Annotated in this window: 23 protein-coding genes; 15 read left to right on the top strand and 8 right to left on the bottom strand. The window is 61.0% G+C overall.

The features are described 5' to 3' along the window. Window positions 1–32: 32 nt before the first annotated feature. Window positions 33–203 (bottom strand): hypothetical protein, encoded by a 171-nt coding sequence (locus tag TM5383_RS16790; protein WP_197407344.1) that lies wholly within the window; start codon window positions 201–203, stop codon window positions 33–35. A gap of 72 nt (window positions 204–275) precedes the next feature. Between TM5383_RS16790 and cobN the strand changes: the two genes are divergently transcribed. Next, complete coding sequence (gene cobN / locus TM5383_RS00150) at window positions 276–3,977, top strand: cobaltochelatase subunit CobN (protein WP_058317025.1); 3,702 nt, start codon at window positions 276–278, stop codon at window positions 3,975–3,977. Between the two features lie 608 nt (window positions 3,978–4,585). After that, window positions 4,586–5,800, top strand: a complete 1,215-nt coding sequence (locus TM5383_RS00160; RefSeq protein ID WP_058317027.1) for a TsoY family (seleno)protein — start codon at window positions 4,586–4,588, stop codon at window positions 5,798–5,800. Window positions 5,801–5,873: 73 nt separating this feature from the next. Here the strand turns inward: TM5383_RS00160 and TM5383_RS00165 are convergent, their stop codons facing one another. From TM5383_RS00165 to TM5383_RS00185, 5 genes are all read right to left on the bottom strand, one after another. Continuing rightward, complete coding sequence (locus TM5383_RS00165) at window positions 5,874–7,049, bottom strand: lytic murein transglycosylase (RefSeq protein WP_058317028.1); 1,176 nt, start codon at window positions 7,047–7,049, stop codon at window positions 5,874–5,876. 67 nt (window positions 7,050–7,116) lie between these two features. Beyond that, window positions 7,117–8,025, bottom strand: coding sequence for an adenosylcobinamide-phosphate synthase CbiB (gene cbiB, locus TM5383_RS00170; protein WP_058317029.1), 909 nt, complete (start codon window positions 8,023–8,025; stop codon window positions 7,117–7,119). Next, window positions 8,022–8,960 carry a threonine-phosphate decarboxylase gene (locus tag TM5383_RS00175; protein ID WP_058317030.1) on the bottom strand — a complete coding sequence of 313 codons (939 nt, stop codon included), beginning with the start codon at window positions 8,958–8,960 and terminating at the stop codon, window positions 8,022–8,024. The genes cbiB and TM5383_RS00175 overlap by 4 nt, the downstream gene beginning before the upstream one ends. Then, window positions 8,961–9,341, bottom strand: coding sequence for a DUF1636 family protein (locus TM5383_RS00180; protein ID WP_058317031.1), 381 nt, complete (start codon window positions 9,339–9,341; stop codon window positions 8,961–8,963). Window positions 9,342–9,402: 61 nt separating this feature from the next. Continuing rightward, window positions 9,403–10,386 (bottom strand): glutathione S-transferase family protein, encoded by a 984-nt coding sequence (locus TM5383_RS00185; protein WP_058317032.1) that lies wholly within the window; start codon window positions 10,384–10,386, stop codon window positions 9,403–9,405. A 373-nt stretch (window positions 10,387–10,759) separates the two neighbouring features. On the opposite strand from TM5383_RS00185, the gene TM5383_RS00190 reads away from it, so the two are divergent. The 8 genes from TM5383_RS00190 (at window position 10,760) to TM5383_RS00225 (ending at window position 18,045) form a co-directional block, all read left to right on the top strand. Continuing rightward, entirely contained in the window at window positions 10,760–10,993 is a 234-nt protein-coding gene (locus TM5383_RS00190; protein WP_058317033.1) for a DUF6732 family protein, read from the top strand. Between the two features lie 4 nt (window positions 10,994–10,997). Continuing rightward, window positions 10,998–12,272: a sirohydrochlorin chelatase gene (locus TM5383_RS00195; RefSeq protein ID WP_058317034.1), complete on the top strand. Its 1,275-nt coding sequence runs from the start codon at window positions 10,998–11,000 to the stop codon at window positions 12,270–12,272. A 74-nt stretch (window positions 12,273–12,346) separates the two neighbouring features. After that, window positions 12,347–12,985, top strand: a complete 639-nt coding sequence (locus tag TM5383_RS00200) for a precorrin-8X methylmutase (RefSeq protein ID WP_058317035.1) — start codon at window positions 12,347–12,349, stop codon at window positions 12,983–12,985. After that, window positions 12,985–14,199, top strand: a complete 1,215-nt coding sequence (locus TM5383_RS00205) for a bifunctional cobalt-precorrin-7 (C(5))-methyltransferase/cobalt-precorrin-6B (C(15))-methyltransferase (RefSeq protein WP_058317036.1) — start codon at window positions 12,985–12,987, stop codon at window positions 14,197–14,199. The genes TM5383_RS00200 and TM5383_RS00205 overlap by 1 nt, the downstream gene beginning before the upstream one ends. Next, window positions 14,196–14,909: a precorrin-2 C(20)-methyltransferase gene (cobI, locus tag TM5383_RS00210; RefSeq protein WP_058317037.1), complete on the top strand. Its 714-nt coding sequence runs from the start codon at window positions 14,196–14,198 to the stop codon at window positions 14,907–14,909. The genes TM5383_RS00205 and cobI overlap by 4 nt, the downstream gene beginning before the upstream one ends. After that, window positions 14,900–16,753, top strand: a complete 1,854-nt coding sequence (cobJ, locus tag TM5383_RS00215; RefSeq protein ID WP_058317038.1) for a precorrin-3B C(17)-methyltransferase — start codon at window positions 14,900–14,902, stop codon at window positions 16,751–16,753. Before cobI ends, cobJ begins: the two co-directional genes overlap by 10 nt. A 34-nt stretch (window positions 16,754–16,787) precedes the next feature. Then, window positions 16,788–17,579 carry a precorrin-4 C(11)-methyltransferase gene (cobM, locus tag TM5383_RS00220; protein ID WP_058317039.1) on the top strand — a complete coding sequence of 264 codons (792 nt, stop codon included), beginning with the start codon at window positions 16,788–16,790 and terminating at the stop codon, window positions 17,577–17,579. A gap of 109 nt (window positions 17,580–17,688) precedes the next feature. After that, on the top strand, window positions 17,689–18,045 hold the full coding sequence (locus TM5383_RS00225; RefSeq protein ID WP_058317040.1) for a hypothetical protein: 357 nt from the start codon (window positions 17,689–17,691) through the stop codon (window positions 18,043–18,045). A 178-nt stretch (window positions 18,046–18,223) separates the two neighbouring features. Here TM5383_RS00225 and TM5383_RS00230 read toward each other — a convergent pair whose 3' ends face one another. Continuing rightward, entirely contained in the window at window positions 18,224–19,075 is an 852-nt protein-coding gene (locus tag TM5383_RS00230; RefSeq protein ID WP_058317041.1) for a cysteine hydrolase family protein, read from the bottom strand. Between the two features lie 110 nt (window positions 19,076–19,185). Between TM5383_RS00230 and TM5383_RS00235 the strand changes: the two genes are divergently transcribed. Continuing rightward, a complete protein-coding gene (locus tag TM5383_RS00235) occupies window positions 19,186–20,109 on the top strand; it encodes an AraC family transcriptional regulator (protein WP_058317042.1) in 924 nt (307 codons plus the stop codon). Window positions 20,110–20,144: 35 nt separating this feature from the next. On the opposite strand, the gene TM5383_RS00240 is transcribed toward TM5383_RS00235, so the two are convergent. Continuing rightward, entirely contained in the window at window positions 20,145–21,314 is a 1,170-nt protein-coding gene (locus TM5383_RS00240) for a MalY/PatB family protein (protein WP_058317043.1), read from the bottom strand. 253 nt (window positions 21,315–21,567) lie between these two features. Here TM5383_RS00240 and def (TM5383_RS00245) point away from each other — a divergent pair, with 253 nt between their 5' ends. The 4 genes from def (TM5383_RS00245) to fmt are packed head-to-tail and all read left to right on the top strand — an operon-like array spanning window position 21,568 to window position 24,019. Then, on the top strand, window positions 21,568–22,083 hold the full coding sequence (gene def, locus TM5383_RS00245) for a peptide deformylase (RefSeq protein ID WP_058317245.1): 516 nt from the start codon (window positions 21,568–21,570) through the stop codon (window positions 22,081–22,083). 2 nt (window positions 22,084–22,085) lie between these two features. Next, complete coding sequence (gene def, locus TM5383_RS00250) at window positions 22,086–22,586, top strand: peptide deformylase (protein ID WP_058317044.1); 501 nt, start codon at window positions 22,086–22,088, stop codon at window positions 22,584–22,586. After that, a complete protein-coding gene (gene def / locus TM5383_RS00255) occupies window positions 22,583–23,077 on the top strand; it encodes a peptide deformylase (protein ID WP_058317045.1) in 495 nt (164 codons plus the stop codon). The genes def (TM5383_RS00250) and def (TM5383_RS00255) overlap by 4 nt, the downstream gene beginning before the upstream one ends. Before the next feature lie 36 nt (window positions 23,078–23,113). Then, window positions 23,114–24,019, top strand: coding sequence for a methionyl-tRNA formyltransferase (fmt, locus tag TM5383_RS00260; RefSeq protein WP_058317046.1), 906 nt, complete (start codon window positions 23,114–23,116; stop codon window positions 24,017–24,019).

Consider the following 24,019-nt stretch of genomic DNA (forward strand, 5'->3'; position numbering starts at 1 on the left):
CACTTGCGTTGAATATCATAGGGGCTGAACACTCAGCCCTTATGCTCTTTCTCAGGCGCTTTGCCCTCTTCGGCGGCCTTCTTCATCCGGGCCAGCAGCGCAGCCTTGTCGGTGCCCTTGTCGTTGTTGCGGTTATCGTTCTTGTTGCGGGGCTTGTTTTTGCCATATGTGGGCTTCACCCCGCCCATTCTGCTGTAATCCATCTTATCCCTCTTTCACTGGTTCTGACGGCTCATGCCGCACTCTACCACAAAGCTCAAGCAAAGGACTGCTAGATGCATCTTCTCGCTGCGACCCCCGGCTCTATTGATGATGGGCAGGAACCTGTGGATCTGGGCCAGACACCGGCCGAAGTGGTATTCATTTCCGCCGCCGATACAGAACTGGCGTCGCTGAGTCAGGCGCGTCAGGATCTGGAGGACGCGCCGGAACTGCGTCTGGCGAACCTGACCCACCTGCAGCACCCAATGTCGGTGGACCTGCATCTGGACAATTGCGCGACCAAGTCGAAACTGGTGATCGCGCGGATCCTTGGTGGTGCGGGCTACTGGAAATACGGGTTCCAGCAATACGCCGCGCGTCTGGCAGAGGCGGGCGTGCCTTTCGTGGCGCTACCGGGCGATGACAAACCCGACGCAGAACTGCGCGAGCTGTCGACTGTGTCCGCCGCCGATTACGATGCGCTGTGGGCCTATATGGTTGAGGGCGGGCCGGACAATGCGCTGAACTTTCTGTCCTATGCCCGTTGGATGCTGGCGGATCATGAGGGCGAGGCGCCGCAGGCTGCCGCGCCGCTGTTGCGGGCGGGTGTCTATTGGCCGGGCGCGGGCGTTGCGGATCTCTCTGCTGCGCAAACAGCGTGGCGTGAGGGGCAGCCGGTGGTTCCGCTGATCTTCTACCGCGCTTTGGTGCAGGGTGCGGGTCTGAACCCGATCAATCGCATGGTGAAATCCCTGCTGCGTCAGGGGCTGAACCCGCTGCCGGTTTTTGTTGCCTCGCTCAAGGATCCGGTGTCGGTCGCCACGCTGGAAACCCTGTTCTCCGCAGCGCCACCCTCGGTCATCCTGAACGCCACATCCTTTGCCGTCGGCAGTCCGCACGCGGGCGACACCAGCCCCGACAACCCGCTGGTCATGCCCGCCGCCGATGAGGCGCCCGTATTTCAAGTCGTGCTGGCAGGAAGCAACGAACAGTCTTGGGCCGAAGGACTGACCGGCCTGTCGGCGCGTGACATCGCAATGAACGTCGCCCTGCCAGAGGTGGACGGCCGCGTGCTGTCCCGCGCCATCAGCTTCAAGGATGAGGCCTATTTTGATGAGGCCACCGAATGCCCCATCGCCACCTATCGCGCCCAAGGCGACCGGATCGAATTTGTCGCCTCCCTCGCCGCGAACTGGGCCCGTCTGCGTCATGCGCCTATCGCGGATCGCAAAGTCGCGATGGTTCTGGCGAACTATCCTAACAAGGACGGCCGTCTGGCCAATGGCGTTGGCCTCGACACGCCCGCCGCTGCGGTCAACATGCTGCAAACGCTGGATCAGGCAGGCTACGCGGTGACGGATGCGCCCGCTGACAGTGATGCGCTGATGCAGACGATTATGGCCGGCCCGACCAACTGGTTGACCGACCGCGCCGCGCGGGAAGGTGGTGTGACGCTTTCCTTGGCCGACTACAAACGGTTCTATGATGCCCTGCCGTGGGACGTGCGCGAACCGATGGAGGCGCGCTGGGGCCAGCCGGAGGACGATCCGTTCTTCACGGCCGACACAGGCTTCGCCCTGTCGATCTTCCCCTTCGGCAATGCGCTGATCGGGGTGCAGCCTGCGCGTGGCTATAACATCGATCCGACGGATACCTACCATTCGCCCGATCTGGTGCCGCCGCACAACTATCTGGCCTTCTATTTCTACCTGCGTCACGTCTTTGGCGCCCATGCGATCGCGCATATGGGCAAGCACGGCAATATGGAATGGCTGCCGGGCAAGGCGCTGGCGCTGTCGTCGACCTGCTGGCCCGAGGTGGTTTTTGGCCCCACGCCGCACCTTTATCCCTTCATCGTCAATGATCCGGGCGAAGGCACGCAGGCCAAACGTCGTGCCCAAGCGGTGATCATCGACCACCTGACGCCGCCCCTGACCCGCGCCGAAAGCTATGGCCCGATGAAGGATCTGGAGGCGCTGGTGGATGAGTATTACGAAGCAGCGGGCGTTGATCCCCGTCGCATCGAACATCTGCGCCGTGAAATCCTATCGCTGACCTCTGCCACCGGCATTGGCGAGGATGCGGGCCTGAAGGGCGAGGATGAAGAGAGCGATCTGGCCAAGCTCGACGCCTACCTCTGCGATCTGAAAGAGGCGCAGATTCGCGATGGCCTCCACATTTTCGGCACCTCGCCAGAGGGCGTGCAGGCCCGCGATTTGGCCATTGCGCTGGCCCGTGTGCCGCGCGGGCAGGGCAAGGGTGCGGAAAACTCGCTGATCCGCGCCTTGGCAACCGATCTGGGGTTGGCGTTTGATCCGCTCGATTGTGACATGGCTGCGCCGTGGACGGGGGCACGCCCCGACCTTTTGGCCGCACTGGACGAAACAACATGGCGCAGCACCGGCGACACGGTAGAACGGTTGGAGCTACTGGCGATCACGCTGGTTGGCACTGGTGCTGATGCGCCCGGCGAACAGTCGGCAGAGATTCTGGCCCATCTGCGCGATGTGATCATTCCAACGCTGGACGCCTGTGGTCCGGCCGAACGTGACGGTTTCCTCAAGGTGCTGGGCGGCCGCTTCCTGCCCCCCGGCCCCTCTGGCGCACCGACGCGCGGGCGGCTGGACACGCTGCCGACAGGGCGCAATTTCTATTCCGTCGACAGCCGCGCAGTGCCGACGCCGACCGCGTGGGCGCTGGGGTGGAAATCTGCGAACCTGTTGATCGAAAAACACCTGCAAGACCACGGCGACTGGCCGCGCAGCATGCTGGTCACTGCCTGGGGCACCGCCAACATGCGCACCGGCGGCGACGACATCGCGCAGGCGTTGGCCCTGATGGGGGTCAAACCGAAATGGGACAGTGCCAACCGTCGTGTGACGGGGTTTGAGATCCTGCCCGAAGGGGTGCTGGGCCGTCCGCGTGTGGATGTGACGCTGCGCATCTCTGGCTTCTTCCGCGATGCCTTCCCGCAGCTGATTGCGTTGGTGGACAGTGCTGCACGCGCGGTTCAGGCGCTGGATGAAAGCGATGATCAGAACCCCGCCGCCGCTCGTGCGCGGGCGGGCGAAGGGACGGCGCGTGTCTTTGGCTCCAAACCCGGCGCCTATGGCGCGGGTCTGCAAGCGTTGATTGATGAACGCATCTGGAACGACACCGCTGATTTTGCCGAGGCCTATCTGGAATGGGGCGGCTATTCCTATGGTGCCGGTGGGGAGGGTCAACGCGACCGCGCCGGATTTGAACAGCGCCTCAGCCAGACAGAAGCGATCGTTCAGAACCAGGACAACCGCGAACACGATCTGCTGGACAGTGACGACTACTACCAGTTTGAAGGTGGCGCAGCCGCGGCGGTGAAGACGCTGCAAGGCGAGGCGCGTCCGATTTATCATAACGACCATTCCCGTCCCGAACGCCCCGTGATCCGCACTTTGGATGAGGAAATCGGCCGCGTTCTACGGTCGCGTGTGGTGAATCCCAAATGGATCGATGGCGTGAAGCGCCACGGCTACAAAGGCGCGTTCGAGATCGCGGCGACGGTCGACTACCTGTTTGCCTTTGCCGCTACGACGGGTGTGGTGAAACACCACCACTTCGACATGGTGCACGCCGCCTTCCTCGAGGATGACGATACCCGCGAATTTATCGCTGATCACAACGCCCCCGCCCTGCGCGAGATTGCCGAACGTTTGAAAGAAGCGATGGATCGCGGCCTTTGGGTTCCGCGGTCAAATTCGGCCCGCGCGTTTATCGACGGATTGCTTGGCGGCAGCTAAATCAGTTCGGGTGTGGCCCTCTTCAGGGTCGCACCCGCGATCTAGGCATATGTACTGCTGCGAGTTGGATAGGTGTTAGTCCAACTTGAGGCATAGCGATGATGATCCCTGTTCCCCCTGTGGGAGGCAGCGATAGGTTCCCCCTAGCGCAAGTGCAGAGAGATCCCTGCCGCGGGGGCATTTCAATTCAGCCAGCGCTACGGCCACGTCACCGCCAATTTTGTGTACCCGGCATCCGGTCATTGCTTCTATTGCGCTGCCAGCTAGGAAACTGACCCGATCCATGCGCGGACGCGCCATGGTATTGGTGCGAATCGCCTCTACCTGATCGCCCGCGGCACGCATGGTGAAGTGCATTTCGCCGATTTGAATGCGGGTCGCAGTGAGGCCGCGAAATCCATGCCCCGCCATGTCACACGCGGAAAGGGTGCAAGCCAGAGTGAGGTAAATTGCTGTGATATAACGCATAAATCGAATGCTATCCGATATCGGTTAACAGCGGGTTAATGGCAGGCACGGTGGGCGGTGGGCTGCCCCAAAGCATCCTGTTGCATTCTGATTTCTGAATATTGTATATATTCGGTAATTGGAATGTATTGGAGGCCATTATGGCATCGCAATTGAAACGCCCCGCCGACAGCTACAACCCGCTTTACTTTCTCGCCTCTTTGGGCGCCGGTGGGTTGTCTGTCACGTTCTTTATGTACCTGATGTTCTGGGTGCCTCATCCCGATCAACCGGTCCCGCTGTTCGCGGACATCGCCCGTGCCTTTCAAACTGGGACCTTGATGCTGCAGGCAGCAATTGTGATCGCTGTCCTGGGAATTGCATTTTTTGCGTTCCTCAACATTAAAACCTTGCTGTGGAACCTGAGCGCACTGCGCCAATTCCAAATGACCGAAGGGTACAAAACGCTGACCTCGTCGAACGCCGAGGCAACGCTGCTGGCTGCACCGCTGGCCATGGCAATGACCGTGAACGCATTGTTCATTGTCGGAATGGTCTTTGTGCCGAACCTGTGGTCCGTGGTGGAATATCTGTTCCCGATGGCGCTGCTGGCTTTTTCGTTGATCGGCATCTGGGCGCTGCGTCTGATGGGCCGCTATCTGGGCCGTGTTTTTGGGGCTGCAGGCCAGTTTAGTCTGGCTGGCCACAACTCCTTCGCGCAGTTGATGCCTGCTTTCGCCCTGTCGATGGTTGGCGTTGGTATGTCCGCCCCTGCCGCGATGAGCCACAATCAGATGATCGTGATCATTGCGCTGCTGCTTTCGACCTTCTTCGCTGTTGTGGCAGTGATCTATGCGCTGTTCGCCGCGATCACCGCTGTCAGTGCCATGCTGCAACACGGCACTGCCAAGGAGGCTGGGCCAACCTTGATGGTTATCGTGCCGCTGATGACGGTTTTGGGCATCCTGTCCTTCCGCCAAAGTCACGGCCTGCACACGACTTTCGGGTCGCACGGTGATGCCGCCGACGGGATGATGTTCTTTGCCCGTATGCTGAGCGTTCAGTTGACCTTCCTTGGTCTGGGCATGGTTGTGCTGCTGCGTCAGGGGTATTTCAAGGACTATGTCTTTGGTCGCCAGACCTCGCCCGGTTCTTATGCGCTGATCTGTCCCGGTGTGGCGCTGTCGGTGATGATCCACTTCTTCCTAAACAAAGGGCTGGTGGCCGCAGGCGCGGTGGACAAGTTCAGCCTGACTTACTGGGCGGTGACCGCATTGGCGTTGGCTGCACAGTTTGCGATGATCGCGCTGGTTCTACGTTTGAATCGCCAGCATTTCCGCGGTCAGGAAACGCCGCAAGCCGTTCCTGCTGAATAAGGCGGATCGCTAGATACAGCGCAAAAAAACGGCCCCGTCTGGGGCCGTTTTCCATTGGAGATACCTGAACCTATCAGAGTGCGTTAAGCAAAGCTCGCGTTGGCCATGCGTCCGCTGGCAGACCCAGACGTTTCTGTTCCGCCTGCGTTGCGGCGCGGGTGCCTGCGCCAAGGATGCCGTCGATCTTGCCGACGTCATGTCCACGTGCCGCCAATTTGCGCTGCAGTGCCTTCATGTCAGCCCCTTCCAGACCGGGTTCGGGATTGCCCGCATCAAACACCGGGCCACCCATCAGTCGGGTGCCGAAATAGGCGGCGGTCAGAACGTAGGTAAAGCTCTGATTCCATTCGAAATAAACGTCGAAGTTCGGATAGGCGACAAAGGCTGGGCCTTTGCGCCCCTGTGGCAGGATCAGCTTGGCCTTCAGCCCCTTGCCGTCCCACGCGCCCGATCGTGGGCGCACGCCCATCGCCTGCCATTTGCTGATCGGCAGCGCCTGCGCTGTGCCGCTGAGGGACCAGTCCATATCGGCAGGCACCTGCACCTCTTGCAGCCACGGTTCCCCCGCGCGCCAGCCGAGGTGTTGCAGCATCTTGCCGCCCGACATCAGCGCATCAGTGGCGGAGGTTTTCAGCGACACCTTGCCATCGCCGTCACCATCGACGCCGTTTTCCAGAATGTCGGCGGGCAGCATCTGCACCATGCCGATTTCCCCCGCCCATGCACCGGTGGTGCGTTGCGGGTCGAAATTGCCCTGACGGTACAATTCCAGCGCGGCAAAGACCTGCGGGCGGAACAGTTCAGGGCGGCGGCAGTCATGGGCCAACGTGACCAGCGCGTTCAGCGTGTTGATGTCGCCCTGAAATCCGCCGTAATCCGTTTCAAACGCCCAAAAGGCCAAGAGGACACCGCGCGACACGCCATAGTCACGCTCAATCCGATCGAAAACGGCGCTGTATTCCTGTGCCTTGCGTTTGCCGGTGTTGATCCGGCCCTGCGATATTAGGCGGCGGGAAAAGCTGGTGAAATCCATCTGGAACACGCCTTGGCGGCGGTCGGCGGCCAGCACGTTCTGATCCTGTCGCACATTGGCGAAGAAGCGTTTGGTTAGGCCAGCGTCATATCCGTTGGCCTGCGCCTCTTTGCGTAGGTCTTTGACAAAAGCGTTGAAATTGCCGCCACATTCGCTGGCGTATGCGGGAGCGGATAGACCTGCAATCAGTGCAAGTGTCGTAAGGGCGCGTTTCATAAATGCCTCGTGTTTAATCGGTTATATGGCGCCTAACATCTTCGGCGCCGTCTGGGTTAGAAATGACTCAGATCGCTGCGCCGATCAACGCCAGTGCGAGGACAACGCCCCACACGCGCCACAGAGCGGTGCAAGCGGCATCTACATGGTTCGGGCTTGCGTCATGGCTGCCCTCGACGTTCACGTAAGCGAAATCCTGCATCTCCCCCTCGTAGGAACGCGGACCGGCGAGGGCCACATCCAGTGCGCGGGCCATTGCGGCTTCCGGCCAGCCGGCGTTGGGGGATCTGTGGCGGCGTGCGTCCTGCACCAGTAGCGGCCAGCCTTGGTAAACGCGGTGGGTCAGGGCGATCAGCACAGCAGTCAGGCGGGCAGGAATCAGGTTTAGCAGATCGTCAAACTTGGCCGCAGCCCAGCCGAAATCCTCATGCCGCTCGGTGCGATAGCCGATCATGCTGTCGGCGGTGTTGGTAATTTTATAGAGCAGCAATCCCGGCAGTCCGAGGATCGCATACCAGAAAATCGGCGCAATCACCCCGTCGGAGAAGTTTTCCGCCGCGCTCTCAATCGCGGCGCGGCTGATCGCCGGGCCGTCCATTTCGGATGTGTCGCGCCCGACAATACGGGCGACCATCAGGCGGCCATCGCCGACCGACAGACGCAGGGCATTGCCCACGTCGCGCACATGATCCACCAGCGAGCGTTGCGCCAGCAGCGCCGCCAGAACGAGGATTTCGACGATGGGCCCAAAGCTGGCCAGGATCCAACCCAGCACCAGCGCACCAAGGCCAAGTGCGGCCATGGTCAGCACACCCTTTTCGCGGCGGCGTTCATAGCCGTCCTCATCATCGTTGAACCGATTGTCGGCCCAACCGATCAGCCGTCCCATCAAAACGGCGGGGTGGGGGATGCGATTGTAGATCGCTTTGGGTTCGCCAAGGGCGGCGTCCAGCAACATGGCAAGGAACAGGGTCATAGCGCGGCCTCCAGCCGGTGCCATTGGTCAGGCGCAGGTAGGCCCAGACGGATGAAATTACGCGAATAGGGGAAGATGCGGGTCCAGATTTTGGCGCGTGCAAAACGGTCCTGCCACAGGGCGGCATCATCGACCTCGTAGAGGCGAAACAGGGTGGTGCCGCCGTGTAACGTGGCACCTGCGCGGGCCATCATCTGATCCAGTCGGTCACTGTCGGATTGCAGGCGCACGCGGATGGTATCGGCCCATGCGTAATCTTGCAGCGCGGCCGTGCCGATGCGCAGGGCGGGGCCGGCTACGGGCCACGGACCCAGCATCTGTTCAAGCTGCGAAATCAAGGCTGGGTCGCCAATGGCAAACCCGAGGCGCAGACCAGCGAGACCCCAGAATTTACCAAAGCTTTTCAGGATGATGGCGCCTTCGTTGGTTGCGCGATCGATCAGCGTCGCATCTGGCGTTACATCGCAGAAGCTTTCGTCAATGATATGCAGATCAGAACAATACGGCTCCGTATGGTATAGATGGCCAGTGGGGTTGTTTGGATGGACGATCACGCGGGCGCTGGCGCCTTCCGCCCCCATTTTCCACCCAGCCGCGGCAAAGGCGGCAGCGTGTTCGTTGTAGGTGGGCGTAGGGATGTCCACGCGGCCCGCAGGGCGCAACGCCGGAATGCGCGCGATCAGGGAGGAGGCACCAGGCGCGGCCAAAACTGCGGCGTCTTCGGGCACGTTCCAGAACTGCCGCGCCGCTGCGATCAACGCTTGCTGTGCGCCCTTGTCAGGCAGGGCGTTCCAGGCGTCGGCCTCGATCACGCCGATAGGGTAGGGCACCGGATTGATGCCTGTCGAAAGGTCCAGCCAATCCGACCGGACGCCACCGTATGTTTTGGCGGCAGCATCCACGCCGCCGCCGTGATCGCGGGCCTCTTGGATCATTTATTCCGCCTCATCTGTCGGCAGCGGTGGATGGCGGGTGACAAAATGCCCCTTCACCCCCTGCGGCCACTGGCGGAACGGCACCTGACCGGATTTGCTTTCGGCGTGTAGGGCGGCGTATTCAACGATCGCTTCTGCCGCCTCTTCGGCAGGGTCAAAACGGCCCAATGTGTAGGCCAGCTTGCCCTCGCCCTGAATGGCGACGTTGCAGCCGTGATTGCAGCCCATCAGGCAGGACACGCGGCGGGTTTTCACATCTGCGCGGTCACTGGCGCAGGCCTCAACCAGTTCGGCCAGCACTTCGCCGTCTTTTTGTTCGCGGCCCGAGGCCTCCCAGTCTTCGGTTTTGCAGGTGTCACACACCGTAATCCAAGTTGTCATTCGCGCGCTCCTCTATCGGGGGCAGAGAAAGCCGAAAATCGACGCTGGCACAAGTGGGCAATCACGCCATCGGGTCACGTCCGTGTGGTGCCAGATAGTCCAACACCGGATTGATCGGCAGGATGCGATGCGGATTGATGCTTTCGTGGCTGTAATGATAGTGGCGCACGATGTGATCCATTTTCACCGTCTCGGCCACGCCTTTTGTCTGGTATAGATCGCGGGTATAGGCCCAGAGGTTGGGGTAGTCGATGATCCGCGCGCGGTTGCATTTGAAATGCAGGTGATAGACCGGATCAAACCGGATCAGCGTGGTGAACAGGCGCCAGTCGGCCTCTGTCTGCTTGTCCCCCATCAGATAGCGCGAGGTGCTGAGGCGCTGTTCCAACCAATCCAGCGTGTCAAACAGCGGATGGATCGCGGCGTCATAGGCAGATTGCGTCGTGGCAAAGCCCGCTTTGTAGACGCCATTGTTCAGCGTGTCGTAGATGCGCGCGTTCACTTCTTCGATCGCACCCCGCTGATCGGCGGGCCAGTAGTCGTCCGTATTGCCGGTGATGCCGTCAAAGGCACTGTTCAGCATGCGGATGATCTCGGAACTTTCGTTCGACACGATGGTTTCGCGCTGCTTGTCCCACAGGACCGGCACCGTGACGCGACCCGACATATCCGGCAGGGCCTTCAGGTAGACATCGCGCATGAACGGCAGCCCATAGAGCGTATCACCTGTTGCGTCGTCAAAGTCGGTGCCGAAATGCCAGCCGTCTGACAGCATGTCGGGATGCACGGCAGATACGGTGATATGATCGCTCAAGCCCTTGAGTGCGCGAAAGATCAGTGCGCGGTGCGCCCATGGGCAGGCATAAGACACATAAAGGTGGTAGCGACCGCTTTCGGCCTCGAACCCGCCTTCGCCAGACGGTCCGGCAGAACCATCAGCGGTAATCCAGTTGCGGAACGCGGCTTCTGACCGTTTGAACGCCCCGCCAGAGGATTTGGTGTCATACCAGACGTCGTGCCAGACACCGTCGATCAGTTTGCCCATGTTGCGGTCCTTTCCATTGGTTCTGGCGACTGTAGCGGTGCAGTTGCGGCAAGAGTACACGCCTGCGAGCGCAAGTCTCCTGCAGTAGCGCACAGCTCTTGGAGGGGAGGAGTGTATGCGTCGGCATGCAAAATTTCGCCGTGAGGTCGCAGTCCGTCATTTTTGCGTCGGCTTTGGAGGCATCAGTGCCGCGAACTGCATTGCGGCATTGGGGTGTCGGCCTTATACCAACGCCCAGACGAGTCCCCAAGAGGAGGGGGCCAGAGAGGTGTGTTTGTGCGGTCGACCCATATCGGGGATCAGGAGCAAACGTCGTCAGATGCCCGAACCCGGGCATTCTCTCTATTTGATGAGGTTGAACTGGGGGAACGGTATGAAAGCCATCTATTCAATTGCAGCCCTGTTTTGGGCAACAACAGCGCAGGCGCACATCGGCCATTTGGGGGATGTGGCGGGCCATGATCACTGGATTGCGCTGGGCGCTTTGGGCGCGGCGGGGGTGATTGCCCTGATCGCGGGCCTGAAGGGCAAAAAGACAGACACAGAGGCAGCCGATGCCGCCTCGGACGAAGACGCGACCCACGACGAAGAATTGCAGGAAGCCTGAAGTCATGAGCAAAACTGGTGTAATGATCTGCGGCCACGGGTCGCGCAGCCAAGCCGCAGTGGATGAATTTTCTGTCCTCGCTGAAAAACTGCCCGCCCTGTTGCCGCAGGATTGGCTGGTGGAATATGGCTATCTGGAATTCGCCAACCCGGTGATCCGTGACGGTCTGGACAAACTGCGCGAAGCTGGCTGCGATCGTATCCTGGCGGTGCCGGGCATGCTGTTTGCGGCGATGCACTCGAAAAACGATATTCCCACCGTGCTGAACACCTATGCTGCCAAGCATGGCATTGAGGTGTCCTATGGCCGTGAGCTGGGCGTTGACCCCAAAATGGTCGCTGCCGCCGGTGCCCGCATTCAGGAAGCGGTGGAGAAGGCCAACGCAGACCATGGTGAGGTCGCGCTGCATGACACCTGCCTTGTGGTGATTGGCCGTGGTGCGTCGGACCCCGATGCCAACGCCAACGTCTCGAAAATCGCCCGCCTGTTGCAAGAGGGCATGGGCTTTGGCTGGCTTGAGGTCGGCTATTCCGGCGTGACCTTCCCATTGGTGGAACCCTGCCTGCGCCACACCAGCAAGCTGGGCTATAAACGTGTCATCGTCTTCCCCTACTTCCTGTTCACCGGCATTCTGATCGACCGGATCTATGGCTTCACCGATAAGGTTGCCGCCGATCACCCCGAAATCCAGTTTGTGAAGGCAGGCTACCTGAACGATCACGAACAGGTTCTGGCGACCTTTGCCGAACGGATCACCGAACAGGCGGGCGCTGTACCGCCGCCGAACTGTGGCACCTGCCTGTTCCGCACGCAGGAACTGGCGATGGAGGACGGCAAGGTTGTCATCACCGCCGAAGACCGCGCCAAAGCCGCCGAAGGCACCGCGCATCCCGCGCTGGCCTCTGTGCCGCCGCCGACCTGTGTGATGTGCAAATACCGCGTTCAGGTTCTGGGCTTTGAGGCCGAGGTTGGATCGGTACAGGAAAGCCATCACCACCATGTTGAGGGGCAAGGCGCCTCTGCGCCCGGCTCAAACGTGTCGGATTGTAAGCTGTGTGATCTGTTCTGCACCGGCGAATGCCGTCTGGATATGGGGCATCACCATCATCACCACGACCATTCGCATGATCACCACCATCATGACCACGATCACGGGCACAGCCACGATCACAGCCATGACCATGGGCATCACCACCACCATGATCATGACCACGTGCACGCGGAATATCCGCACGCCAAACACCCGCTTGGTCCAGAAAGTGCGCGTCGCAAAGGCTAACCGTCTTTCAATGTTCCTGAAAATACTCCCGCCGGAGGCATTCACCGGCGGCCACACGTACAGAGGTTGGCCAGATGCGACCCTATGAAAAAGACCCCTCGGCCATCTACGCCGAAAGCTTTGCCACCGTGCGCCGTGAGGCGAAACTGGACCGGTTTGATCCAGGCATGCAGCGACTTGCCATCCGGCTGATCCACGCCTGCGGCATGGTTGAGGTTGCCGACCGCCTAGCTTTTTCCCCTGATGTCTATGCAGCGGGCAACGCGGCATTGAAGGCGGGCAAACCGATCCTGTGTGATTGCGAAATGGTCGGCGCGGGCATCATCCGTCGCTACCTGCCTGCGGAGAATGAGGTCATCGTCACCCTAAACGATCCTCGCACCCCGCCTTTGGCGGCAGAGATTGGTAACACCCGTTCCGCCGCTGCGGTCGAGCTGTGGGCGGATCATCTGGACGGCGCTGTTGTCGCCATCGGCAACGCCCCCACCGCGCTGTTCCACCTGCTGGAACTGCTGGATCAGGGCGCGCCCAAACCTGCGGCGATCCTTGGCTTCCCCGTCGGCTTCGTCGGCGCGGCAGAGAGCAAGGCAGAACTGGCCGCCAACCCGCGTGGCTGTGATTTCGTTGCCCTGCGCGGGCGTCGTGGCGGGTCCGCAATCGCCTCTGCCGCCGTCAACGCGCTGGCCGCTGGCCTGCCCGAGGAGAAGGCCTGATGACAGCCCCCAAGGTCGATCCCTGGCTGCATATCGTCGGCATTGGCGAGGATGGCATGGACGGGCTGATGCCCGCCACCCGCGCCGTTGTTGAGGCGGCGGAGGTGATCGTGGGCGGTGAGCGTCACCACGAATTGTCCGCCGCTGTAACCGCCGAACGTCTGGCGTGGCCTTCACCTTTCAATGCGCTGATTGGCATGTTGAAGGGGCTGAAAGGCAAACGTGTGGTGGTTCTGGCCACTGGCGATCCCCTTTGGTTCTCGGTCGGTGCCAGCATTGGCCGCCAGATGGATCCGGCCGAACTGGTCTATCACCCGCAGGTGGGGGCGTTTCAGCTGGCTGCGGCACGGCTGGGCTGGTCGATGGCGGATCTGGAAACCCTGACGGTGCATGGCCGTCCGGTCGAACAGATGATCGCCTTTATTCAGCCATCGGCGCGTTTGTTGATCCTGACAACGGGGTCCGAAACACCGACCAAGATCGCGGCCTTCCTAACAGATCGCGGTTTCGGAAAATCGCGGATGACGGTGCTGTCCAATATGGGCGGCGCGGATGAGGCACGCTTTGAAGGTGTGGCAGAGGCGTGGGATCACGACGTGCCGCCGTTCAACACATTGGCGGTTGAATGCGTTGCCGCACCCGATGCGGCGCTGCTGCCACGTGTTCCCGGACTGGCGGATGAGCTGTTCCAAAACGACGGCACCATGACCAAGCAAGAGGTGCGCGCCGCCACATTGGCCAAGCTGATGCCGATGCGCGGGGCGCTGTTGTGGGACATCGGTACTGGCTGTGGATCGGTGGCGGTGGAATGGATGCGCGCTGCGGCTTATGCCCGCGCCATCGGTATCGAACCGCGTGCAGATCGCCGCGCCCTAGCGGCGGCAAACGCATTGGCGCTGGGCGTGCCCAAGCTGCAATTGGTGGAGGGCAAGGTGCCCGACGCACTGGACGGCTTGCCTGCGCCCGATGCGGTGTTCATCGGTGGCGGCCTCAGCCGTGAAACCTTTGAACATGCGTGGAATGCCCTGCGTCCCCTTGGCCGTTTGGTTGCCAATGCGGTCACAATTGAAAGCGAGACAACGCTTGTTGCCTTGCAGAAAGAATTTGGCGGTGAGCTGGTCAAAATTTCAGTCCAGCGTGCCGAGGCGATCGGCCCCTTGAGTGGTTGGAAACCCCTGCGCACCGTCACACAATGGAGTCTGATCAAACGATGACTGCAAAACCTAGCGGTAAACTCTATGGCGTCGGTCTGGGGCCGGGGGATCCCGACCTGATGACCCTGCGCGCCCATCGCCTGATTTCAAACGCAGCGGTGGTGGCCTACCCTGCATTGGCAGGCGGCGACAGTTTCGCCCGCGCCATCGCGGCGGATGTGATCCCCGCAGGCGCGCGTGAGATCGTGATGGACGTGCCGATGACCGTAGAACGCGGCCCTGCACAGGCCGCCTATGACCAAGGCGCGGCTGAAATTGCCGAGGCGCTGGCAGGTGGTCAGGACGTGATCTGCCTGTGTGAGGGCGATCCGTTTTTCTACGGCTCGTTCATGTACCTCTTTGCCCGCCTGTCTGAACAGTTTGAGGTCGAGGTGGTGCCGGGCGTCACGTCGATCACCACATGTGCCGCCCGTGCCGGTGTGCCGCTGGTGGCGCGCAACGAACGGCTGACCGTCCTGCCGGGCCCCTTGCCCGAGGCGGAGCTGCGCGCACGCATCGAAGGTGCGGAAAGCGTGGCAATCATGAAGGTCGGCCGCCATCTGGACAAGATTCGCGCGGTGATTGCGGACCTCGGCCTGACTGACAAAGCCAAGTATATCGAGCGTGCAAGCCTGCCCGAAGAGGTGGTTTGCCCGCTGAGCGAGGCGCCGGAGAAGGCGCCGTATTTCTCTATGATCCTACTCGTAAAAGGGGGCGACCCATGGCTGTGACCGCCGGAAATGAAAACGTAAAGCCGGTTGTACTGGCGTTGAGCGCCTCGGGCGAAGCGGTGGCGCGCAAGGTTGCCGATCTGCTGGGTGCTGAATTGCATGGCCGCGAGGGCCGGGTGGCAGAGGCCGATGCCTTCTTCCCGAACGCATTGGATCACGCGCGTGATCTGTTCACCGCTGGCGTTCCCGTTGTGGGCGTCTGTGCCTCGGGCATCCTGATCCGCGCCGTGGCCCCGATGCTGAGTGACAAACGTGCAGAGCCCCCCGTTGTGTCGGTTTCCGATGACGGGTCTGTTGTGGTGCCGCTGCTGGGTGGTCATCGCGGTGCCAACCGTCTGGCCGGTCAGATCGCTGAGGCGCTGAACGCCACCGCCGCTGTTACCACCGCTGGCGACGTGGCAATGGGTGTTGCGCTGGATGAACCGCCCCAAGGCTGGGTTCTGGCCAACCCTGACAATGCCAAGGCGGCAATGGCTGCGCTGTTGTCCGGTGCAGGTGCATCTGTTGTGGGTGAGGCGGCAGAGGCTGCTGATTGGCTGTCCGGCCTGCCCAAGGGTGATGGTGTGACCATTCACGCCACTGTTGCGCCCGTTGAAGTGACGGATGAAACCACGCTGGTCTTCCACCCGCAACATGCGGTTCTGGGCGTCGGCTGTTCGCGCAACTGTCCGGCGGAGGAGCTGGATGGTCTGGTGGCAGAGCTGCTGTCTGACGCCGGTGTTGCAAGCGGTGCGCTGGCGGCGATTGCCACGGCAGATCTGAAGGCAGATGAGCCCGCGATGAACGCGCTGGCGGCGAAATTCAACGTGCCGCTGCGCCTGTTCACCGCGGCAGAGTTGGACGCGGAAACGCCGCGCTGTGCAACCTCGTCCGACGTGGTTTTTGCCGAAATTGGCACCCACGGTGTGGCCGAAAACGCCGCGCTGGCCGCAGGCGGCGCTGCCGTCACCCTGACAGAGCCGAAGCGTAAAACCGCAATGGGCACCGCCGCGCTGGCGATGGCTGTTTCACCGGTGCTGGATATCGCGGGCCGCGCCCGTGGTCGCCTGTCTGTCGTTGGCATCGGCCCCGGCCAATCCGCATGGCGCACGCCCGAGGTGTCGCGTCTGGTGGCGGAGGCTGAAGAGCTGGTGGGCTATGGCCTCTACATTGATCTGCTGGGCCCGCTGGCGGCTGGCAAAGAACGTTCCGACTTCCCGCTGGGCGGCGAAGAGGCGCGTTGCCGTTACGCGCTGGAACAGGCGGCGAAGGGTAAGAACGTCGCGCTGGTTTGTTCCGGTGATGCAGGCATCTACGCGATGGGCGCGCTGGTCTTTGAACTGTTGGACCGTGGGCCGGATGAACATGGTGTATCCGACGCCGCGCATCGGGTTGAGGTTGTCTGTTCGCCGGGTGTGTCTGCGCTGCAAGGCGCTGCGGCCCGTGCGGGCGCGCCTTTGGGTCACGACTTCTGCACCATCTCGCTGTCGGATCTGCTGACCCCGCGCGATGATATTCTGCGCCGCCTGAAAGCGGCTGCCGAGGGCGATTTTGTCATCGCCTTCTACAATCCGGTGTCGAAAACCCGCCGCACCCTGCTGGCAGAGGCGCGCGATATCCTGCTGCAACACCGTCCGGCCGATACGCCAGTGATGCTGGCATCGTCGCTGGGCCGTCCAGAGGAATATGTGCGCTACCGCCGTCTGGACCAGCTGGAGGTGGATGAGGTTGACATGCTGACCGTGGTTCTGATCGGCTCCAGCAACTCGCGTCTGGCGGAACTGGGCGAAGGCCCGCGCATGTTCACGCCGCGTGGCTACGCGCGCAAAATCGACGGCGATCTGTCTGGCAAGGCAGCGAAATGAGTATTTGGGGAACATTGAAAGAGGGGCGCGGCGCATGACCGTTTACTTTATCGGGGCGGGTCCGGGGGACCCTGAACTGCTGACCAAGAAGGCCGAACGGGTGATCGGTGAGTGTCCTGTGTGCCTCTACGCAGGCTCTCTGGTGCCGCCAGAGGTGGTGGCCTGTGCGCCCGAAGGCGCGCGCGTGTTGGACACTGCGCCAATGACGCTGGACGATACCCATGCTGAAATTGTTGCTGCGCATGAACGCGGTGAAGATGTGGCGCGGGTGCATTCGGGCGATCCGTCGCTCTATGGTGCGATCGCCGAACAGATCCGCCGCCTGAAGGCAGATGGCATCGCCTATGAGGTGATCCCCGGCGTGCCAGCCTACGCGGCGATGGCCGCGGCTCTGGGCCAAGAGCTGACCATCCCAGAAGTGGCGCAGTCGATCATCCTGACCCGTGTATCGATGAAATCCACCTCGATGCCCGAGGGTGAGACGCTGGAAAACTTTGCACGCACCGGTGCGACGCTGGCGATCCACCTTGGCATCCGCAACCTGCGTGAGATTGAGCGCCAATTGGTGCCTTACTACGGCGAGGATTGTCCGGTTGTGGTCGGCTACCGCGTCGGCTGGCCGGATGAGATGTTCATAAAAGGCACGCTGAGCGACATCCGCAAGAAAGTGCGCGCGGAAAAGATCACCCGCACCGCGCTGATTCTGGTGGGGCCTGCATTGGGTAATGTGCGTGATTTCAAAGATTCCGCGCTCTACGATCCGTCCATGCCGCATGTTCTGCGCCCCGTCGAAGGCGCTGTACTGGAAGAGCCGATCGACCAGTAAGGTATGATCCGACGCTTGACCACGCGGCATGAAATGCTGCGTCGTCAAAGCTTTACTTGACCTCTAGGGGGCGAAATGGTCACCCTAGAGGACAAGAGGAGAACGCGACATGACAACATATGTGCCCAAAGAGGTTCAGGCTGGTCTGGATGCCGCACGCAAAAAAGATCAGAAGCGCAAAAGCAAAATGCTGGTGGAAGCAGACGGTCAGACCTATCGTGTGCTGCGGTTTTGGGACACTGGATTTGCGCTGGATGCGGAAACTGCACCCCACCTGCGCGGGTATGTTGACCTCTATGATCGTGGCGAACACCTCTATCAGTGTTTGATCCTCGCCTGTGCCGAAGAGGCGGGCCAGATGTGCTATGAATTCAAACGGCTGACTGCGATCAGTGGCAAACAGCCGTCTGATTTTGTGGAAGAAGAAATTGAGGTCAGCGGTTTGATCGAGGCGCCGCGCCTCTAAGTGGCGGGGTCTATCAACTGTGATTTGAAAAGCGGGCCCTAAGGCCCGCTTTGTCGTTCTGGTGGATTGTCTGGGGAGACAGGTTCACAGTGGCCGCGCGCGGCCAAACCAGACCGACATCCAAAGTCCGCGGCGGCGGAGTGGGTGCTGCCGCGGATCGGGATGCTGTGTGTTGCGATCAGGCCGCAGCGTTGATCTGTGCAACCGCTTCTTCGGTGCTCCAGACCGCGTTGGCCATGTAGCGGAAGTTGATCAGCGCGGCGAGGTAACCGTCGCCTTCGGGCACTTTGGCGGCGGCAGTGGCGTCTTTGACCACGGCAACCTCGAACCCGTCTTCCAGCAGTTCACGCATGTGCGATTCTACGCAGAGGTTCGCGGACATGCCGGCCAGAATCACCTGATCCACACCACGTTTGCGCAGCTGCAGGCTGAGGTCGTTGGTGTCGTTGCCATAGACCTTGTGCGGCGAGGTGACGATGGTTTTGCCATCTTCGATGTACTGTTTGTACTGCGGCATCCAGTCGGCACCCGATCCTTCGAACCCGTCCAGATCCAGCGGGCCCGCGCGGTTGAACATGCCGATTTTGTGCATCAGCTTTTCCAGTGCGCCCTCAAACTTCCACGAATGGTCGGTGGGGTAGTAGTAGTGCGGCGACACGGCGGTGGTGATGTCGTGCTGCTTGGCCGATTTGAACAGGGTTTCGATGTTCTGCACGGTGTTGTGCTCTTCGACGCTCGGGCCGATGACACCCCAGGTCACGCCTTTGGGGTGGAGGAAGTCGATTTGCGGATCGATCACCACCAGTGCCGCGCGGCTAAGGTCCAGTTTCATGTCCGACGGGGGCAGGGCAGGTTCTGCTGGCTCCGCGTAGGGGCTCTTGTCCATTGCTGCGGCGCCTTGCGCGCTGGCAAAGGTTGCGGCCGCTGCAGCGGTGGTGGCGGCAAAGCCCCCACGCAGGGCAGCGCGGCGGGTCATGCCGTGGGCGGGCTGGTTTGCCTTTTTCGGGTCGTGATCATGGCAATTGCACATCAGTCATTCCTCCAATGAGTTACAGTGTTCATAGAGGTACGGGAGGTGATGTGCCTTTTCGTCCGTATGGCGTGCCCTTGATGTGAAAAAGGTGCCCAACCGTCCAGCAGATGCTACAAGCCGATATGCGTTACGACAATCTGTTCAATGATCTTGAGATCACCACCGATCCCTTCGCCCTGTGCGAGCTGAAGGGCGAATGCAACATTGGCCTGTCGCAGGATGCGTCGGCTACATTGCATTATATCCTGTCTGGTGAGGGGGAAATTGCCTTTGGCAATCAACCGCCGTTGCGGGTGGCGCGGGGATCACTGGTGCTGATCCCTGCGTTGCAGCACCATTCCTTGCGCAGCTACGGCACCTCCCGCGATCCGGTGCCGGAATGCCAGCCGGCGCAGTTGCATCTGGCACGGTTGATGGCAGGCGAAGGTCCGGCAGGGGGCGATCAGATGACCGCGCTATGTGGGCGCATCCGCGTGGGGCTGCGTGGTGTCAGTGATGTGATCGACCTGATCCGTGAACCATTGGTGGAACGGATCGGTGAAACCAGTGCCATGCAGGGTGCGTTGCAGGGGCTATTGTGTGAGATTTCAAACCCCAAGATGGGCAGCCGCGCGATGATCCGCGCCCTACTGACCCAATGCGTGATCGAGATGCTGCGCAAACGTCTGGCAACAGGACGGCAGCTGGAATGGATGGCGGCACTGGCGGATCCGATGTTGTGGAACGCTCTGCGGGCGATGCTGGATGAACCCGGCGCCAACCATTCGGTTGAGAGCTTGGCTGAAAGCGTGTTCATGAGCCGCTCCGCCTTTGCCAAACGCTTTACCGAGGCCTACGGGTCTGGTCCAATGGACCTGCTGCGGGCCCTGCGGATGCGCCAGGCGGCGGGGTTATTGCGCGATACGGATCTGCCGGTGAAACGGATTGCGGAAATGGTCGGCTTTGCCTCCCGCAGTGCGTTTACCCGCAGTTTTGAGGCCAACACAGACCTGTCACCGCGTGCCTTCCGCCAACTGCATCGCGGTGGGTAGACGCCCTGCGAACGGCAGGGCGCCCAACTGTCATATCATTGCAGATCGCCAAAGGCGGCCTGCATGCGCTTCACCGCTTCCTCCACATGGGCGCGGGGGGTGGCGAGGTTGAAGCGCAAGAAGTTATCACCGCCGGAGCCGAACGTCGGGCCGTGGTTGACGGCGATCTTGGCGTCTTTCTCCACCCGTTTGGTGAACTCGCCCATCGACATACCGGTGCCGGAAAAATCGACCCAGGCCAGATAGGTGGCCTCCATCGGCATAGAGGCAAGGCCGGGAATGGCGTTGATCCCTTCGTCGAACAGTTTGCGATTGCCGTCGATATAGTCCAGCACCGCATCGGCCCATTTGGCCCCCTCGGGGGAATAGGCGGCTTCGGTCGCGTGCAGGCCGAAGGCGTTAGGGGACAGGCCTAGGGCGGCCATACGGCTCGCAAATTTGGCGCGCAGTTTGGTGTCGGGAATGATCACCTGACCACAATGGGTGCCTGCGATGTTGAAGGTTTTGGAGGGCGAAGTCATCATCACCAGCCGCTCCTCTGCACCGTCGATATTGGCCATCGGAATGTGTGTGGCACCGGGGAACACCAGATCATGGTGGATCTCATCAGACACCAGAATGAGGTCATGACGCTTGGCAAAGGCCAGAACGCCTTCCAGCTCTTCGCGGGTCCAGACGCGGCCACCGGGGTTATGCGGCGAACACAGGATCAGCATCTTTTCCGAACCGTCCATCTGCTGATCCCAGGCGTCGAAATCCATTTCGTAGCGGCCATTGTCATTGCGCAGATCGCATTCGACCACGCGGCGGCCAGCGGCGGTGATGACGCGGGCGAAGGCGTGGTAAACCGGTGCCATCAGCACCACGCCATCGCCTTCTTGGGTAAAGGCATCAACACAGACGCCTGTGCCGTTCACCAGACCATGAGTGGTGAAGATTGACGCCGGATCGACCGTCCAGCCGTGGCGGTTTTCCATCCACCAACAGATCGCCGCACGATAGCTGGCATCGTCGCCGTAGTAGCCGAAAATGCCGTGATCCAACATTGCCTTCAGCGCGTTCTGGATTGGTTCGGCCGCTTGGAAATCCATATCCGCCACCCACATGGACAGCCCGTCCTCAGGCGAAACGCCATAGAGCATTTCCATCATGTCCCACTTGACGGAATGGGTGCCAACGCGGTTGTGGATTTCGTCGAAATTCATGAATGTTCCCTTCGGAGTATCTTGTCGCTGCAATTTAGGTTCTCAGCGGTTCTGAGGGCGGAGCCTAGGGCCAAGACGGGGGCGGGAACAAGCGCGCAATGCCCGCTTTCTTGTGGATTGGCGCACAGGCGGCGCCGGAACTGGCAGTAATCGCACAAGTGGGGGCGAATTCTCCGTAAAAACACGGGAAAACGCGTTGTTGTGGCATGCAGGGACCATTGCGCCGCAAGTCGCCTTGGCCTACATCCACACCATGAAACGTAAGATCCTGATCCACCCCGACCCGCGCCTGAAAAAGCTTTGTGATCCCGTTGCGGATATGAGTGATGAATTGCGTGTGCTGGCGGACGACATGCTGGAAACCATGTATGACGCGCCAGGCATCGGTCTAGCCGCGCCGCAGATCGGTGTGCTGCATCGGGTGATCACGCTGGATTGCACCGCACAGGAAGAGGCAGATCAGCCGCTGGTGATGTTCAATCCTGAAATCATCGCGCGTTCAGATGAAATGTCCTCTTATGACGAGGGCTGCCTGTCGATCCCCGATCAGTTTGCCGAGGTGATCCGCCCTGCAGAGGTGACCGTGCGTTGGATGGACCGCGACGGGGCAGAGCAGGAAGACACCTTCCGCGATCTCTGGGCGACCTGTGTGCAGCATGAAATTGACCACCTCGATGGCAAGCTGTTCATCGACTATCTGAAGCCGCTGAAACGGCAGATGATCACCCGCAAGATGCAGAAGCTGAAACGCGAACTGGCGCGTGGCTGATCATGGCGGTGCTCGAGGTTCTGCACTGGCCTGACCCGCGATTGCAGCAGGTTTGCGATCCGGTGCCAGAGGGTGCGGATTTGCGGGGGCTGGCCGCTGATATGCTGGACACGATGTATGCCGCGCCGGGCCGTGGTCTGGCCGGTCCGCAGGTGGGTGTGATGCAGCGGATTTTCGTGATGGATTGCGATTGGAAAGAGGGCGTGCGCGCGCCGCAGGTTCTGATCAATCCTGAGATAGTCTCGGCCTCTGATAACTTGGTGGGCGGTGTTGAGGGCTGTTTGTCTATCCCCGATGTGCCGATGGACGTGTCCCGCCCGGCCTCGGTTGTGATGACATGGCTTGACCTCGACGGACAGCACCACCGACGTGAGATGACAGGCTTTGAAGCAAAATGCGCCCAGCATGAACTAGACCACCTGAACGGCAAGGTGATTTTTGACCACTTGTCGCCCGATGACCGCACCCGGCTGGAAGCCGCATATAAGGAGGCGCAGCAATGACCGTGCGCAAATGTATTCCCTGGCCCGACAAACGCCTGCGCACTGCGGCGGAACCTGTGGCTGAAATCACCGATCACGTGCGTCAGGTCTGGGATGATCTGATCGATACGATGTACGCGATGCCCGGTGTCGGTATGGGCGCGAACCAGATTGGTGAAATGCTGCGCTTGATTGTGGTGGACGCGACGGAGGAGGGCAATCAGCCCGTCCGTATGGCTAACCCAGAGATCCTGCATGCCTCCGTCCAGCCGCGCGAGCATGATGAGGCCAGCCCGAACTTGGTGGGCGTATCTGCCAAAATCTCGCGCCCGCGTACGGTGACGGTGCGCTTCATGAACGAACAGGGTGAGATGGAAGAGCGAGATTTTGTCGGCCTTTGGGCGACCTCGGTGCAGCACCAGATCGACCACATCAACGGCAAGATGTATTTCGATCATCTTAGCAAAACCAAACGCGACATGCTGATCCGCAAGTCGCGCAAAGCACGCTAAGCCAGACAGGTTGAGACAGATAAGGGAGCAGGGGTAATGCGGGTCGTCTTTATGGGAACGCCGGAGTTTTCGGTTCCGGTTCTGGATGCGCTGGTTGAGGCGGGCCATGACATTGCAGCCGTCTACTGCCAACCCCCGCGTCAGGCAGGCCGCGGCAAAAAAGAGCGTCCAACCCCCGTTCACGCCCGTGCGTTGGAGCTGGGTTTGGACGTGCGCCATCCTGTGTCGCTGAAAGGTGCTGAGGAACAGGCAGAATTTGCTGCCCTCAACGCCGATGTGGCGGTCGTTGTCGCCTATGGCCTGCTGCTGCCGCAGGCCATTCTGGATGCGCCTGCGCGGGGCTGTCTGAATATCCACGCCTCCCTCCTGCCGCGCTGGCGCGGGGCGGCGCCGATCCATCGGGCGATCATGTCCGGTGACGCAGAAACCGGCATCTGCATCATGCAGATGGAGGCGGGTCTGGACACTGGTCCTGTGTTGCTGCGTGACGCCACCGCGATTGAGGCCGAAGAAACCACCGCGCAATTGCATGACCGCCTGTCCGTCATGGGCTCTAGCCTGATTGTTGAGGCCCTGTCGCGTCTGCCTGATCTGACGCCTGAGGTTCAGCCGGAGGAGGGCGTGACCTACGCCAGCAAGATCGACAAGGCCGAGGCGGCGATTGACTGGTCCGCGCCTGCGGCTGAGGTAGATCGCAAAATTCGTGGCCTATCGCCCTTCCCGGGTGCGTTTGTGGAATATGAGGGGCAGCGGATCAAACTGCTGGCTTCGCGTCTGGCGGATGGCAGCGGCGCGGCAGGCACTGTGCTGGATGATGCGCTGACTGTGGCTTGCGGTGAGGGTGCGGTGCAACTGTTGCGCTTGCAACGTGCGGGCAAAGCGGCCCAAGATGCCGAGGTGTTCCTGCGCGGTCTACCGCTGCCCAAGGGCACACAGCTGTAA

Source organism: Thalassovita mediterranea (assembly GCF_001458435.1).
GTDB classification, from domain to species: domain Bacteria; phylum Pseudomonadota; class Alphaproteobacteria; order Rhodobacterales; family Rhodobacteraceae; genus Thalassobius; species Thalassobius mediterraneus.

Excerpts from the sequence above, each read along its gene's own strand:
- cobM (WP_058317039.1), top strand. The coding sequence starts at position 16,788 with ATGACCGTTTACTTTATCGGGGCGGGTCCGGGGGACCCTGAACTGCTG.
- TM5383_RS00185 (WP_058317032.1), bottom strand. The coding sequence starts at position 10,386 with ATGGGCAAACTGATCGACGGTGTCTGGCACGACGTCTGGTATGACACC.
- def (WP_058317245.1), top strand. The coding sequence starts at position 21,568 with ATGAAACGTAAGATCCTGATCCACCCCGACCCGCGCCTGAAAAAGCTT.
- TM5383_RS16790 (WP_197407344.1), bottom strand. The coding sequence starts at position 203 with ATGGATTACAGCAGAATGGGCGGGGTGAAGCCCACATATGGCAAAAAC.
- TM5383_RS00200 (WP_058317035.1), top strand. The coding sequence starts at position 12,347 with ATGCGACCCTATGAAAAAGACCCCTCGGCCATCTACGCCGAAAGCTTT.
- TM5383_RS00165 (WP_058317028.1), bottom strand. The coding sequence starts at position 7,049 with ATGAAACGCGCCCTTACGACACTTGCACTGATTGCAGGTCTATCCGCT.
- TM5383_RS00175 (WP_058317030.1), bottom strand. The coding sequence starts at position 8,960 with ATGATCCAAGAGGCCCGCGATCACGGCGGCGGCGTGGATGCTGCCGCC.
- cobJ (WP_058317038.1), top strand. The coding sequence starts at position 14,900 with ATGGCTGTGACCGCCGGAAATGAAAACGTAAAGCCGGTTGTACTGGCG.
- TM5383_RS00205 (WP_058317036.1), top strand. The coding sequence starts at position 12,985 with ATGACAGCCCCCAAGGTCGATCCCTGGCTGCATATCGTCGGCATTGGC.
- fmt (WP_058317046.1), top strand. The coding sequence starts at position 23,114 with ATGCGGGTCGTCTTTATGGGAACGCCGGAGTTTTCGGTTCCGGTTCTG.
- TM5383_RS00190 (WP_058317033.1), top strand. The coding sequence starts at position 10,760 with ATGAAAGCCATCTATTCAATTGCAGCCCTGTTTTGGGCAACAACAGCG.
- def (WP_058317044.1), top strand. The coding sequence starts at position 22,086 with ATGGCGGTGCTCGAGGTTCTGCACTGGCCTGACCCGCGATTGCAGCAG.
- TM5383_RS00225 (WP_058317040.1), top strand. The coding sequence starts at position 17,689 with ATGACAACATATGTGCCCAAAGAGGTTCAGGCTGGTCTGGATGCCGCA.
- TM5383_RS00195 (WP_058317034.1), top strand. The coding sequence starts at position 10,998 with ATGAGCAAAACTGGTGTAATGATCTGCGGCCACGGGTCGCGCAGCCAA.
- TM5383_RS00230 (WP_058317041.1), bottom strand. The coding sequence starts at position 19,075 with ATGTGCAATTGCCATGATCACGACCCGAAAAAGGCAAACCAGCCCGCC.
- cobN (WP_058317025.1), top strand. The coding sequence starts at position 276 with ATGCATCTTCTCGCTGCGACCCCCGGCTCTATTGATGATGGGCAGGAA.
- def (WP_058317045.1), top strand. The coding sequence starts at position 22,583 with ATGACCGTGCGCAAATGTATTCCCTGGCCCGACAAACGCCTGCGCACT.
- TM5383_RS00160 (WP_058317027.1), top strand. The coding sequence starts at position 4,586 with ATGGCATCGCAATTGAAACGCCCCGCCGACAGCTACAACCCGCTTTAC.
- TM5383_RS00235 (WP_058317042.1), top strand. The coding sequence starts at position 19,186 with ATGCTACAAGCCGATATGCGTTACGACAATCTGTTCAATGATCTTGAG.
- TM5383_RS00240 (WP_058317043.1), bottom strand. The coding sequence starts at position 21,314 with ATGAATTTCGACGAAATCCACAACCGCGTTGGCACCCATTCCGTCAAG.
- cbiB (WP_058317029.1), bottom strand. The coding sequence starts at position 8,025 with ATGACCCTGTTCCTTGCCATGTTGCTGGACGCCGCCCTTGGCGAACCC.
- TM5383_RS00180 (WP_058317031.1), bottom strand. The coding sequence starts at position 9,341 with ATGACAACTTGGATTACGGTGTGTGACACCTGCAAAACCGAAGACTGG.
- cobI (WP_058317037.1), top strand. The coding sequence starts at position 14,196 with ATGACTGCAAAACCTAGCGGTAAACTCTATGGCGTCGGTCTGGGGCCG.